Annotated in this window: 12 protein-coding genes; 6 read left to right on the top strand and 6 right to left on the bottom strand. The window is 68.6% G+C overall.

The features are described from left to right. Positions 1–57 precede the first annotated feature (57 nt). The 5 genes from ABZV58_RS13390 to ABZV58_RS13370 all read left to right on the top strand — a co-directional run bounded on the left by ABZV58_RS13390 (position 58) and on the right by ABZV58_RS13370 (position 5,573). On the top strand, positions 58–849 hold the full coding sequence (locus ABZV58_RS13390; protein ID WP_355000379.1) for an SDR family oxidoreductase: 792 nt from the start codon (positions 58–60) through the stop codon (positions 847–849). 106 nt (positions 850–955) lie between these two features. Beyond that, complete coding sequence (locus ABZV58_RS13385) at positions 956–1,864, top strand: SDR family oxidoreductase (protein WP_355000378.1); 909 nt, start codon at positions 956–958, stop codon at positions 1,862–1,864. A 420-nt stretch (positions 1,865–2,284) separates the two neighbouring features. Further along, positions 2,285–4,042: a pentapeptide repeat-containing protein gene (locus tag ABZV58_RS13380; protein ID WP_355000559.1), complete on the top strand. Its 1,758-nt coding sequence runs from the start codon at positions 2,285–2,287 to the stop codon at positions 4,040–4,042. Continuing rightward, positions 4,039–4,554, top strand: a complete 516-nt coding sequence (locus ABZV58_RS13375) for an ImmA/IrrE family metallo-endopeptidase (protein ID WP_355000377.1) — start codon at positions 4,039–4,041, stop codon at positions 4,552–4,554. Before ABZV58_RS13380 ends, ABZV58_RS13375 begins: the two co-directional genes overlap by 4 nt. Continuing rightward, positions 4,551–5,573, top strand: a complete 1,023-nt coding sequence (locus ABZV58_RS13370) for a hypothetical protein (RefSeq protein ID WP_355000376.1) — start codon at positions 4,551–4,553, stop codon at positions 5,571–5,573. The genes ABZV58_RS13375 and ABZV58_RS13370 overlap by 4 nt, the downstream gene beginning before the upstream one ends. Before the next feature lie 428 nt (positions 5,574–6,001). Here ABZV58_RS13370 and ABZV58_RS13365 read toward each other — a convergent pair whose 3' ends face one another. Both ABZV58_RS13365 and ABZV58_RS13360 read right to left on the bottom strand, forming a co-directional pair. Further along, complete coding sequence (locus ABZV58_RS13365) at positions 6,002–6,418, bottom strand: helix-turn-helix domain-containing protein (protein WP_011207048.1); 417 nt, start codon at positions 6,416–6,418, stop codon at positions 6,002–6,004. Positions 6,419–6,781: 363 nt separating this feature from the next. Beyond that, on the bottom strand, positions 6,782–7,945 hold the full coding sequence (locus ABZV58_RS13360) for a steroid 3-ketoacyl-CoA thiolase (protein WP_355000375.1): 1,164 nt from the start codon (positions 7,943–7,945) through the stop codon (positions 6,782–6,784). A 131-nt stretch (positions 7,946–8,076) separates the two neighbouring features. Between ABZV58_RS13360 and ABZV58_RS13355 the strand changes: the two genes are divergently transcribed. Continuing rightward, complete coding sequence (locus ABZV58_RS13355) at positions 8,077–9,342, top strand: cytochrome P450 (RefSeq protein ID WP_355000374.1); 1,266 nt, start codon at positions 8,077–8,079, stop codon at positions 9,340–9,342. Between the two features lie 79 nt (positions 9,343–9,421). Here ABZV58_RS13355 and ABZV58_RS13350 read toward each other — a convergent pair whose 3' ends face one another. The 4 genes from ABZV58_RS13350 to ABZV58_RS13335 are packed head-to-tail and all read right to left on the bottom strand — an operon-like array spanning position 9,422 to position 13,013. Then, positions 9,422–9,838 carry a nuclear transport factor 2 family protein gene (locus tag ABZV58_RS13350; RefSeq protein WP_355000373.1) on the bottom strand — a complete coding sequence of 139 codons (417 nt, stop codon included), beginning with the start codon at positions 9,836–9,838 and terminating at the stop codon, positions 9,422–9,424. After that, positions 9,835–11,004, bottom strand: coding sequence for a thiolase domain-containing protein (locus ABZV58_RS13345; protein WP_355000372.1), 1,170 nt, complete (start codon positions 11,002–11,004; stop codon positions 9,835–9,837). The genes ABZV58_RS13350 and ABZV58_RS13345 overlap by 4 nt, the downstream gene beginning before the upstream one ends. Further along, positions 11,001–12,035 (bottom strand): thiolase domain-containing protein, encoded by a 1,035-nt coding sequence (locus tag ABZV58_RS13340; RefSeq protein ID WP_355000371.1) that lies wholly within the window; start codon positions 12,033–12,035, stop codon positions 11,001–11,003. Before ABZV58_RS13340 ends, ABZV58_RS13345 begins: the two co-directional genes overlap by 4 nt. A 12-nt stretch (positions 12,036–12,047) precedes the next feature. After that, on the bottom strand, positions 12,048–13,013 hold the full coding sequence (locus ABZV58_RS13335) for an OB-fold domain-containing protein (RefSeq protein ID WP_355000370.1): 966 nt from the start codon (positions 13,011–13,013) through the stop codon (positions 12,048–12,050). Positions 13,014–13,200 lie beyond the last annotated feature (187 nt).

Below are 13,200 nucleotides of genomic sequence, written 5' to 3'. Positions count from 1 at the left end.
GCGTGCCGAAGTATGTCGGCATTGGCAAAGCAAGCAGTTGCTTGGTAGGTTAGCACGGTGGGACTCGAAATCGATCTGGCCGATCGCGTCGTTCTGGTCACCGGCGGCGTGCGCGGCGTCGGCGCGGGCATCAGCAAGACCTTTCTTGCCGCGGGCGCGACCGTGATCGCCTGCGCGCGGCGTCCGGCCGACGCCCCGGTGGCGTACGACGGCCGGGAGATCGAATACCTGCCCTGCGACGTCCGCGACGGCGACGCGGTCCAAGGCATGATCGACGCCGTGCTCGCGCGGCACGGTCGGCTGGACACGTTGGTGAACAATGCGGGCGGCGCCCCCTTCGCACTCGCCGCGGAGGCGAGCAAGAACTTCCACGCCAAGATCGTGGAGCTCAACCTGCTTGCGCCGCTGCTGGTTTCGCAGGCCGCGAACGCGGTGATGCAGAAGCAGGCTGACGGCGGATCGATCGTGATGATCTCCAGCGTCAGCGGCCACCGACCCTCGCCCGGCACCGCGGCCTACGGCGCGGCCAAGGCGGGCATCGACAACCTGACGCAGTCGCTCGCCGTCGAGTGGGCGCCGAAGGTCCGGGTGAACTCGCTGGTGGTCGGCTTGGTCGAGACCGAGCTGAGCGAGATGCACTACGGCGATCGCGACGGTGTCGACGCCGTGGCCGCGACGGTTCCGCTCGGCCGCATGGCCCGCCCCGAGGACATCGGCCGCGCGGCCGCCTTCCTCGCCTCGCCGCTGGCCGCCTATGTCACCGGCGCCTCGCTGCCGGTGCACGGCGGCGGCGAGCGCCCCGCCTTCCTCGCCGCGTCCACCGCGGCGCACGACCAGCAGCGGGCCTGATCCCGAACAACGAAAGAGGACAACAAGTAATGAGCGAACGGAGTCAGCGAATCATGGGCACAGCGCCCTCGGGCATGCCGGAGCCGAGCGCTAACGAGGTGCAGGCATGAGTGAGCAGATCTGCGCCGGGCGCACCGTCATCGTCACCGGTGCGGGCCGCGGCATCGGCCGGGCGCACGCGCTGGCCTTCGCGGCCGCGGGCGCGCGCGTGGTGGTCAACGACCTCGGCTCCGCACTCGACGGCGAGGCCACCGCCGAAACCCCGGCCCAGCAGGTGGTCGGCGAGATCGAGGCAATGGGCGGGCAGGCCGTCGCCAACGGTGACGATGTCGCGGACTGGGACGGCGCGCGCAACCTGATCCGCCAAGCGGTCGACACCTTCGGCGGCCTCGACGTGCTCGTCAACAACGCCGGATTCGTGCGCGACCGGATGCTGGTCAACCTGAGCGAGGACGAGTGGGACGCGGTGGTGCGCGTCCACCTCAAGGGCCATTTCGCCACCATGCGCCACGCCATCGAGTACTGGCGCGGCGAGAGCAAGGCGGGCCGCCCGGTCGACGCCCGCATCATCAACACCAGCTCCGGCGCGGGCCTCCAGGGCAGCGTCGGCCAGGGCAACTACGGCGCCGCGAAGGCGGGTATCGCCGGTCTGACCCTCACCGCGGCCGCCGAGTTCGCCCGCTACGGCGTGACCGTCAACGCGATCGCGCCCGCCGCGCGCACCAGGATGACCGAGACCGTGTTCGCCGAGACGATGGCCGCGCCGGAGAACGGGTTCGACGCCATGGCGCCGGAGAACATCTCGCCGCTGGTGGTCTGGCTCGGCAGCCCGCAGTCCGCCGGGGTCACCGGCCGCATGTTCGAGGTGGAGGGTGGCAAGGTCGCGCTCGCCGAAGGCTGGCGGCACGGTGTCGCGGTGGATCGCGGTGCGCGGTGGGAACCGGCCGAACTCGGGCCGGTCGTCGCCGATCTCATCGCGAAAGGCGCTGCGCCGGAGCCGGTCTACGGTGCCTGAGGTGTAGCTCCGCCGTCGCTCCAGCGGGGCGCGGGCTGCGGGCGGACTCCGTCGGTCCCGCCCGCCGGGCATATCTGGCTTTCGCTTCGGCCGTGCCGGGCTGAGGGCGGACCGCGTCCGTCCCGGGCCTGCCGGGCGCCCCCCGCTGTCGCTTCAGCCCTGCGCGAGCGATCGACGCAGTTGTCCGGCAGTGCCGTCGGGCGTCCCCGCCGTCGCCCCGGCCGTACGCCACTGCCGACGGCCGTGTCCGCTGGCATCGGCTGGCGTCCTTTCGTCTTCACTTCGGCCGTGTTCGGCTGAGGAGACTCCATCCGTCGCGTCTGCTGGGCGTACCTCCGCTCTGGCTCCGGTCGACCACGAGCTGAGGGCGGACGCCGCCCAGAGGCGTCATATGGACTTACTTTCACCGTCGCGGCCCGCGTGGCGGTTGTCGGTGAATACCGTCTGGCTGCGTGCGCTGGGCCTACTTCGCCGTCGCTCCAGCCACGCGCGGGTGGTCGAGAAGCTCTCTCCGGCGGCGTTGGTCGTCCCTTCGTCGTTGCTCCGGCCCTGCGCGGACTATCGACGGGATTGTTCCGGCGATGTCGGTTGGGCCTCCCCCTGGCGCTCCGGCCGCCTTGCCGTGGTCGACGGATTCCCTCCTTCTGTTTGCTGGGCGGCCCTCGACGTCATCCAGTGAAGTTGTGGCTAACCCGAGTGATTCGCGCCGCGAGTCGCTCGGGGTGTCGCTGTGCGCGCCGATCCTTTTCCTGCGAGGTTCGGAACGGGGGTTTACTATGGGCACCCGTCCGTCAAAAAGTCCCGGATGAGGTGTTGCGACCGGGCACAGATCTGCGCTGTACGAAGAGGGGAAGGCTGGCGCATGGCCGTTGGTCGCACTGCCCGTGCGTTGGCTCTAGCCGGAGCTGTGGCCGGTTTCGCGCTACTCGGCTCCGTCGCGGCGATCGCGCAACCGGGTGGCATACCGCTCGAGGGACCGGCACAACCGAGCATCCCCGCGGGCCCTGGATTGCCCCTCCTCCCTATGGTTCCCGAACCCGCCGCCGGGGAAATCGGTTCGTCCGGCGCGGGTTCGATTGGTGCCGCAGGTTCCACCGGATTGGGTTCGGCTGGTGCCGCTGGCTCCGCCGGGTTGGGTTCGGCTGGTGCTGCGGGCTCGGCTGGGTTGGGTTCGGCTGGCGCTGCGGGTTCGGTCGGATTGGGTTCGGCTGGGCTGGGTTCGGCTGGTGCTGCGGGCTCGGCTGGGCTGGGTTCGGCTGGTGCTGCGGGTTCCGCTGGGCTGGGTTCGGCTGGCGCTGCGGGTTCGGCCGGGCTGGGTTCGGCTGGCGCTGCGGGTTCCGCCGCGCTGGGTTCGGCCGGTGCCGCCGGTTCCGCTGGTTTGGGTGCTGTCCTTGGAACGGGTTCGGCCGGATTGGGCGCGCTGCTCGGTACCGGTTCTGCCGGGTTGGGCGCTGTGCTCGGTACAGGGTCGGCTGGGTTGGGCGCGCTGGTCGGCACCGGCTCCGCCGGGTTGGGCGCACTTGTCGGTACTGGGTCGGCTGGACTGGGCGTCGTGCTCGGAACCGGTTCGGCCGCTATCGGTTCCGCGGCCGTGGGTTCGGCGGGCGTCGGCTCGGCGGGAGTTGGCTCCGCCGCCGTCGGTTCGGCGGGAGTCGGTTCCGCCGGTGTCGGTTCGGCGGGTGTCGGTTCGGCGGGTGTCGGTTCGGCGGGTGTCGGTTCGGCGGGAGTTGGCTCGGCGGGAGTTGGCTCCGCCGCCGTCGGTTCGGCCGCGGTCGGTTCCGCCTCGCCCTTGTTGCTTTTGCTGATCCCCACCCCGCCCGCACCCACGATTCCTCCAGCGCCCCTGGTCATTCCGCCAGTGCCCGCCATCCCGACTCCGCCACTCGCGCCCGTTCCCGTCGCCGCGCCGCACGCTCCCGAGGCCGTCCCCGAACAGGCGCCCCCGCCGCCCGCGCCGCAAGCGCCCGCCAAGCCGGACCACGACGTGCGCCCGACGAGCGCCGACGACGGACTGCCCGAACCGAACATGCTCTCGGTCGTCGGCGGCCTCATCGCGCTCGCGCTGGCCGGAACCGGTTCCGGCGCGGTGAGTTTCCAGAGCGCCGCCGCCGCGCAGGCCAGGGTGGACGCCGCCCGCGCACAGTTCTTCGGCCCGAGGTCGTGAGGGAGCGGCGATGAGTGAGAGCAGGACCCAGAGCAGCTCCCGTTCCTACCGCAGGGTGGCGGCGGCGGTCGACGCGGTGTGCGCCGTCGCGGCCGACTTCGACGCGACCACGCTGGACGAAGTCGTCGCCGCCGTCGCCGACGAGCGCCAGCGGGCGATCGAAATCGCCAGTGCCCAACTGGGTCCCGGCGTCTGCGGCCAGCGCAGGTTCTATCCCGATCGCGACGTCATCGTGCTGGCGACCGCGCTGCCCAGCCGCGAGCACACGCTGGCCCACGAACTCGGTCACATCGTCTTCGATCACGAGGGTGCGCCCGCGCCCGAGGTGACGCTGGAGGCGAGCGACGACCTGATCGCCTACATGCTGAGTCAGCGGGCCCACCAGCAGATCGTCGACGACGGCGCCGACGAACTCGCCGAGTGGGAGGCCGAGACCTTCGCCGCCATGCTGATGACCCGGTTGCGCGTCTTCAACAGTCGAGGCGCAGGCGTCTCGGTCCTACGATTCGATGAGGCACTCGGATGACGCTCTGGTTGACGGCCATGCTGGTGTGGGTCGCCGCGGGCGCGCGCGTGGGACGCGTGCTGGTGAAGCCCGCGACGACGGCACGCGTGGCGATCGTCGTCGCGGTGGCCGCGGTCGCGCTGGGCGCGACGGTCGCGGTACCCGAGATCGCCCTCGCCATAGACAATCTGCGCCCGCACGGCTTGCGCTCAGGACTGGTCTCCGACGGTGTCGTGGTGTCGGCCTGGCTCGCGTTCGTCACCGCCACCTCGGTGGTGGCGGCCGCGGCGTGGCCGGTGGTCTCCCGGCGTAACCTGCGCCAGATCGCCATGGTGATCTACGCGGCGGGCGCCACCGCGGTGGCCGTCGCGCTGGCCCTGTCGTACACGTTCGGCTGGGTGCTCGTGGTGCTCGGCGCGATCTTCATCGTCGTGACCGGTCTGCGGAATCTGGATTGGACGACGCTCGGCCGCGGCATCGCCATCTACACCGCGGGCACCGCGCTGGTCGGCGTGCTCGCGGCCCTTCATGTTCAGCGCGCCTCGGCCGACGAACCGCGTGCGCCCGCGGGTGAACCGACGTGGGGCTGGCCCGCGTGGGAAATCGCCGCTCTGCTCATCGCTTTCGGCGCGGTGTGGATCGTGGTGGAACTGTGGGTGCGAGCGCGGATGCTGCTGCACCGGATTCGGCCGCTGCACCGTTTGATGGTCGGCCGGTTCCCCGAGGTGATCGCACACGACCAGACCGGAACCTCCACGCAGCTGCGGGCTTCGGACCAGGTCGCCCAGATCATGGACGCGCTCTACCTGCAATCGGGCGGCGGTGTCGAGCTGGCCGCCGCGGGCGCACCGCCCGCGGCCGTGCACGAGCGCGCCGATCGGGTGGCGCATTGGGCGCGAAATCCCTTGGGCGACACAGTGATAGACGCGCGCTGGATCGCTCCGCCGGCGGGCGTCAGCCCGCGTGGCTGGGTGCAGGCGATCGCCCGCGCCTACGAATCCACAGCGGACGCGCACGCGGAGCGCCCCGCCCCCCGATGACCTTGCCCAACCGCTCACAGCGCTGACGCCCGGACGGTGATGGCATCGTCACCGTGACGACAGCGATGCGTACTCTGAGTTGGACCGGTGTCCATGGAGGGAAAGGGAATGCCCCTGGAAATAGGGGCGACCGAAAAGAGACAGAACTGTCTCGGCTCCGATGACGTTGCGTGGCACGCGTTTGCGCAATGACGATCCCGCCCGCCGCAGTATCGATCGCGGATGCACTTTCAAACGTTCTTGCGCAGCGCGGATTGCGAATCGTTGCGAACGCAATCGGCAGAACTACGGAATGCGACTACGCCGCCGAATTGACTTCGGCGGAAACGTCTGCGCCGCGAACGGTCTCGGCGCGGTCACAGGCTGGCTCGCGCACAACGCAGCACAGTGCGACCGAGGGCCGCACTGTGCTGCGCTGTGGGAGAACCCTATTCGGTTCCATCCGGAGGAATTTCGGGCAAGCCCTCACTCGCCCGCAACTTCTCCGCCATGGAGGTGAGGAGGTTCTGCGATTCTTCGGAAAGATCGAACGCCCTACTCGACAGCCGACGCAGTCCGTAGCCCTGCAGCTGGGACAGCAGCTCTAGATCGTGATCGATCTTGGCGGCATAGATGTCGTTGAAGAAGTAGTCCGGCTTGACCTTGAAGAACTTGGCCAGTGCAGCCACCGTTTCGTCCGACGGGTTGGTCCGCTGGCCCGACCGCAACTGCGAGAGATACGGTTTCGAGATCGGATGCCCGGAGGCCGTCAGCGCAGCCGCAACCTCCGCGTTGGTGTGCGGCTTGCGCCCCGGGGGATGCACGGTTTCGAACAGCTTGTTCAGCCGCGCCGCGAAATCAGCCATTGTGAGCCGCCCAATTCCCTTCGCTGTACTAACAGTCGTTATCTCGGATACGTATCATTGATATTAGCGGCTCAGTAACTGAAAACCTACGCCTGATTCAGGATTTCCTTGAAGCTTCTAGGCGCGCCGTCGGCGAAGTCACTGAGACGGTTGCGTTTGCGGGTCGCGCCAACGTCTCTAGTCCAAGGGCGGTACGACCCGGTTCTGGCCCGTCGCGGGGTTCTTCCCGGACCAGGCGATGATAGCGAAAAGATAGCTGACATCTCATCTAGTCGGCTGTACTGGCCATTGTGTGGCGTACGACACGTTTTGCGGCTTCTGGGATGAACGTTCAACAAATGGGTGCGAAATTAGTTGAAGTTGCTACAACCTCTCGATGATCGTACCTGTCGCCAGTGCGCCACCGGCACACATGAGCACCATCGCGGTGCTGCCACCGGTGCGTTCCAGTTCGTGCAAAGCCGTTGTGATGAGCCGGGATCCGGTCGACCCGACGGGGTGGCCGATCGCAATAGCCCCGCCGTTGACATTCACCCGGTCCATGTCCGGCTGATGTACAGAAGCCCAAGAAAGTGCGACCGAAGCGAATGCCTCGTTGATCTCGAAAAGGTCGATGTCGCCGATATTCATCCCGGAGCGCTCGAGCAGGCGGGTGCAAGCCTGCACCGGACCGTCCAGGTGGAACTCCGGTTCGGCGCCGACGAGCACCTGCGTCACGATCCGCGCCCGCGGACGCAAACCCGCTCGCTGCGCGGCCTTTTCGTCCATCAGCAGCACTGCGGCCGCGCCGTCGGAGATCTGCGACGAGCTGCCCGCCGTGTGAACTCCGCCCTCCAGCACCGGCTTCAGTTTGGCGAGGCCCTCCACTGTCGTCTCGCGCAGCCCCTGATCCCGCGTGACGTCCAGTTTCTCGCCGGTGAGGTTGCCTTCTTTGTCCACCGCGGGCGCGGTGATCGGCAGCACCTCGCGGTCGAAGCGACCCTCGGCCCACGCCTGAGCGGCCAGCCGCTGCGAGCGCGCGCCGAACGCGTCGACGTCGTCGCGAGAGATGCCGCGCCGCTTGGCAATACGCTCCGCGGCTTCGAACTGGTTGGGCAAGTCGATGCTCCATGACGCGGGCCTGCGCGGCCCCGCGTGCTCGCCGACGTTGGCGCCCAATGGAACTCGGCTCATCGCCTCGACGCCACATGCCATGCCGATGTCGATAGCGCCCGCGGCGATCAGGCCGGCCACCAGGTGATTGGCCTGCTGGGCCGAACCGCACTGCGCGTCGATCGTGGTCGCGCCCGCCTGCCATGGCAGCCCGGCGTGCAGCCACGCGACCCGGGTGACGTTGTTGGACTGCTCGCCCGCCTGGGTGACGCAGCCGCCGATCACCTGTTCCACCTGGGCCGGGTCCAGGTGGGCGCGCTCGAGCAGTCCGCGCTGGGTCAGGCCGAGGAGTTCGGCGGCGTGCAGACCGGAAAGCCAGCCGCCGCGCTTGCCGATCGGGGTGCGAGCGGCCTCGACGATGACGGGTGTGCCCATCTTTGAACCTTCCACTAGGGGACAAAACTGAAACGTGTGCCAGCCGGATGGGCCGCGCTTATTTACTAGTCCTTCCGGCTGTGCTGCAATTGATTGTAGAACGTGTTTCAGTTTGTCGAAGGAGACATCTGGTGGTTGAGACTCGGAACGCCCGCCCGAATCTGCCGGAAGGGTTCGACGTCACGGACCCGGACATCTACGCCGAGCGAATTCCGGTCGAAGAGTTCGCCGAGCTGCGCAAGACCGCGCCGATCTGGTGGAACCCGCAGTCACCCGAAACCGGTGGCTTCCACGACGACGGCTTCTGGGTGGTGAGCAAGCACGCCGACGTCAAGGAGATCTCGCGGCGCAGCGATGTGTTCTCCAGCTTCGAGAACACCGCGATCCCACGCTTCAACGACGACATCACCCGCGAGCAGATCGAGCTGCAGCGCATCGTGCTGCTCAACATGGACGCGCCCGAGCACACCAAGCTCCGCAAGATCATCTCGCGCGGCTTCACCCCGCGCGCCATCAACGGCCTGCGCGCCGAGCTCTCGGCCCGGGCCGAGGACATCGTGAAGAGGGCGGCCGCGTCGGGGGCGGGCGACTTCGTCACCCAGGTCGCGTGCGAGCTGCCGCTGCAGGCGATCGCCGAGCTGATCGGCGTGCCGCAGGAAGACCGGATGAAGGTGTTCGCCTGGTCGAACCAGATGACGGGCTACGACGACCCGGACAACGACGCCGACCCGGTGGCCGCCTCCGCCGAGGTGCTCGGCTACGCCTATCAGATGGCCCTCGCGCGCAAGGCCTGCCCCGCCGACGACATCGTCACCACGCTGATCGAGGCCGATGTCGACGGCGACAAGCTCAGCGAGGAGGAGTTCGGCTTCTTCGTCATCCTGCTGGCCGTCGCGGGCAACGAGACCACCCGCAACGCGATCACCCAGGGCATGATGGCCTTCCTGGACAACCCCGATCAGTGGGAGCTTTTCAAGAAGGAGCGCCCGGCGACCGCCGCCGACGAGATCATCCGGTGGGCCAGCCCGATCACCTCCTTCCAGCGCACCGCGTTGGAGGACACCGAACTCAGCGGCGTGCAGATCAAGAAGGGCCAGCGGCTGGTGATGCTCTACCGGTCGGCCAACTTCGACGAGGACGTCTTCGAGAACCCGATGAAGTTCGACATCACCCGCAAGGACAACCAGCACCTGTCCTTCGGCGGCACCGGCGCGCACTTCTGCATCGGCGCGAACCTGGCCCGCCTGGAGATCGACCTGATCTTCAACGCCATCGCCGACCACCTGCCCGACATCACCAAGCTCGGCGACCCGAAGCGGCTGCGTTCCGGCTGGCTGAACGGAATCAAGGAATTCCAGGTCGACTACAAGACGGGCGGCTGTCCCGTCGCGCACTGACGGACGAGAAAGCCCTCGAACCGGAGTACCCAGCCGGTTCGAGGGCCTTTTCGTGTGCTGCCGGGGAGGGCAGCAGGTATCAGTCGACGCGCCGGGTGGTCGACATGGCCCGGTCGACTTCCCAGAACGCGCGCAGAGCGGCGATCTTGCCCGCGTCGTCGACCTTGTAGGTGAACACGCCCTCGGCGTCGATCTCATGACCGCCGATGCGGGTGCGGATGGTGCCCGTGAAGGCCACTTCCTTGCCGCAGGCGAAGGAATCGTCGAACAGGAACTCGATCGATTCGGTCTGCGCGATCGCCTTGTCCCAGAACGCCGCGATCGCGTCGCGCCCGCGGTGCCCCTTGCCCTCCGGATCGAAACCCGAAGGGCCGATGGGGTCTTCGACGATCCCGTCGGCCGCGAAGAGATCGAGCCAGGCGTCTTTGTCTCGCGCCCGCACCGCCGTCTGCGAGGCGAGTCCGGCGGCGCGCGCGGGGTGCTCGGTGGCGGTCATTCCGGCTTCTCCGAACCGACAACCCACATCGAGAAGTATTGCGACCCACCGCCGTACGCGTGACCCATGGCCTTGCGCGCGCCATCGACCTGGTAGTCGCCCGCCCGTTCCATCACCTGCTTGGCGGCCTCAGCGAACCGGATGAGGCCGGACGCGCCGATCGGGTTGGAGGAGAGCACGCCGCCCGAGGGGTTCACCGGGATGCGTCCGCCGATCTCGGTCTCGCCCTTCTCGGTGAGCTTCCAGCCGTCGCCCTGCGCCGCGAAACCGAGGTTCTCCAGCCACATCGGTTCGAACCAGGAGAACGGAACGTAGATCTCGGCCGCGTCGATCTCCTCGAGCGGATCGGTGATGCCCGCCGCCTTCCAGAGCGCGGCGGCCGCGTCCCGGCCCGCCTGCGGGTTGACCTGGTCGCGCCCGGCGTAGGTGGTCGGCTCGGTGCGCATCGCCGTGCCGTGCACCCAGGCGACCTTCTTGCCTTCGGCCTCGACCGCCGCGGCCGCCTCCGCGTCGCCGATGACGATCGCGCAGGCGCCGTCCGAGGACGGGCAGGTCTCGTCGAAGCGGATCGGATCCCACAGCATCTGCGAGGCGAGCACCGATTCCAGCGTGATGTCGGGCTGCCGGAGGTGGGCCAGCGGGTTCTTGGCGCCGTTGCGCCGGTCCTTCACCGCGACCATCGCGCCGATGTGGGTCGGGGCGTTCGACCTGCGGATGTAGGAACGCACGTGCGGCGCGAAGTAGCCGCCCGCGCCCGCGCCGACCGGCATGGTGAACGGCACCGGAATCGACAACGCCCACATGGCATTCGACTCCGACTGCTTCTCCCAGGCCACCGCGAGCACCCGCTTGTGCACACCCGCCTGCACCAGGTTGGCGGCCACCACACCCGTGGAACCGCCGACCGAACCGGCGGTGTGCACGCGCAGCAGCGGCTTTCCTGAAGCGCCCAGCGCATCGGCCATGTGCAGTTCGGGCATCATGACGCCCTCGAACAGGTCCGGCGCCTTGCCGACCACGACCGCGTCGATATCGGCGATGGTGAGCCCGGCGTCGGCGAGCGCGCGATCGATTGCCTCGCGGCACATGCCCGCCATCGACACGTCGGTTCGTTTCGTCACGTGATGGGTCTGTCCGGTGCCGAGCACCGCGGCCGGAACGGTCATGCCTGCGCCTCCAAAACGGTCACAAGATTCTGCTGCAGCGCGGGGCCGCTGGTGGCGTGGGCGAGTGCGCGGTTGGCGTTGCCCGCCATGATGGCTTCGGCCGCGAAACCGATGCGCTCCAGTCCCGCCGCGAACATCGGGTTGGCGGCCAGCGCGCCGCCCGACGGATTCACCGTGGTCTCCGGCTTCAATCCGATTGCCTCGGTGAGGATCAGCTGCTGGTGGCTGAACTGCGCGTGCAATTCGGCGATATCGAAGCCGCTCAGGTCGCCGCCGGTAACCGCCTGCGCCGCAGCCGAAGTCGAGGGGGAGACGGTGAGATCGCGGGCGCCGAGCACGGGGGTGTCGATGCGGTGGGCCATGCCGGTGATCCAGGCGGGCCGTTCGCACAATTCGCGGGCGCGATCGCCGACCGCGAGCACGACGGCGGCCGCGCCGTCGGTGATCGGCGCGCAGTCGTGCGCGCGCAGTGGATCGGCCACATACGGTGTGGCGAGCAGGCTTTCGACGTCACCCGAGTCGCCCGCCGCGACCGCGGCCATGTCGCGCTCGGTCCAGCGGCCCGCGTCGAGACCGGCCCGGGCCTGGAGGCCCGCGATGGACAGCGCGTCCGGCCACAGGGGAGTGACCAGGTACGGATCGAGCTGCATGGTGAGCACCTGGCGCAGCGTGCCCGCCGAGGACTTGCCGAAGCCGTAGACCAGCGCGGTGCGGGCCTGCCCGGACTTCAGCTTCACGAACGCCTCGTACAGCGCCCACGCGGCATCCATCTCGACGTGCGACTCGTTGATCGGCGGGACGGCGCCGATGGCGTCGACGGCCGAGATGAACGAGAAGGCGCGTCCGGCAAGGTAATCGGAGGAGCCCGAGCACCAGAAGTCGATGTCGGACTTGGTGATGCCCAGGTCGGCGTAGAGCTGCTGGAAGCAGGGCACCAGCATCTCGACACCGTTGGTGGTGCCGAAGGTCTCCGGCACGTGCGGCGCGTGGGCGAAGCCCACGACCGCGATGTCGGTGGCGTTGTCAGTCAACGTAAGCGCCTCTCACAGGTGGTGCTTGTAGGTCTCGTAATCGGCGTCCGGCTCGCCGCTCGGCTCGAAGTGGTCGACGTTCTCCAGACCGTGACCCCACTCCTCGCGCGGCTTCCACACCGCCTTCACGCGCATGCCCATCCGTACTTCGCTTGCCTCGCAACCGAGTACGAGGTGCAGAACCGGGATGTCGGCGCCGTCCAGCAGCACGTAGGCCGCGACGTACGGCGGTTTGATGCGCTGCCCGAGGAACGGCACGTTCACGATGCAGAACGTGGTGATCGTGCCGTGATCGGACAGCTCGATGAAGTCGTCGGTCGGCCTGCCGTCGGTCGGGTTGGCCCCGCGCGGCGGGAAGTACACCTTGCCATCGGCGTCGGTGCGCGCGCCGATCAGCTTGCCTTCGGCGAGTCCGCGCAGGTAGACGGTCTCCTGCGGGGAAGCGGTGTGCTTGTAGGAAAGGTCGACCGGCGTGACGATCATCGTCACCGGTTCGCCGCTCTCGGTGACGGGCTCGGCGGTGGACTGCTCGCCCGGCTCGAAGCAGACGATGTCCTTGATGGTGCCCTCGGTCTGTTCGGCCCACCGCGCGCGCACCCGCATGCCGGTCCGCATCTGGTCTGGTCCGGCGACATCGACGGCATGCAGCATGCTGCTGTCCGCGCCGTCCAGCTGGATCAGCGCCCAGGCGAAGGGCCCGTCGAAGGGCTGGCCGGGGAGCGGCTCGCGCACCCAGGTCCAGGAGGTGACGACGCCGGTGTCGGCGACGTCGACGAACTCCGTCAGCGGCAGGCTGGTGACCGGGTCGTATTCGGGCGGCGGCACCAGAACCCGGCCGTCCGTCCCGCGCACGCCGACCACCTTGCGGCTCCGCAGACCGGTCAGGAATCGGCCGATGGTCGGTCCCACCGACCGTGTGTAGTCGAATCGCGCCCGCAGCGGGGCGCTCAGCACATCGGGTGCCGTGCTGGTGTCCAATTCCGACCCTCTCTCAGCTGTTCATCACCCGCCGCTGTTCCGGCGGCCGTCGTCGCGCCGCGCGCCAGGGCGGGTTCGTCCCGCCAGCTCGCGGCGGTGCTCATCCCGTCGGGCCCCCACCCGTGAATACGCTGGACGCGGTATTCCCCTTGGTCACGCTATCGAGTAGAACAGGTTCTTATTCTGG

The sequence above is a fragment of the Nocardia sp. NPDC004654 genome, from assembly GCF_040609595.1.
Taxonomy (GTDB): Bacteria; Actinomycetota; Actinomycetes; order Mycobacteriales; family Mycobacteriaceae; genus Nocardia.
Note: the sequence above shows the minus strand (reverse complement) of the source record. Positions and strands in the feature narration are given on the sequence as shown.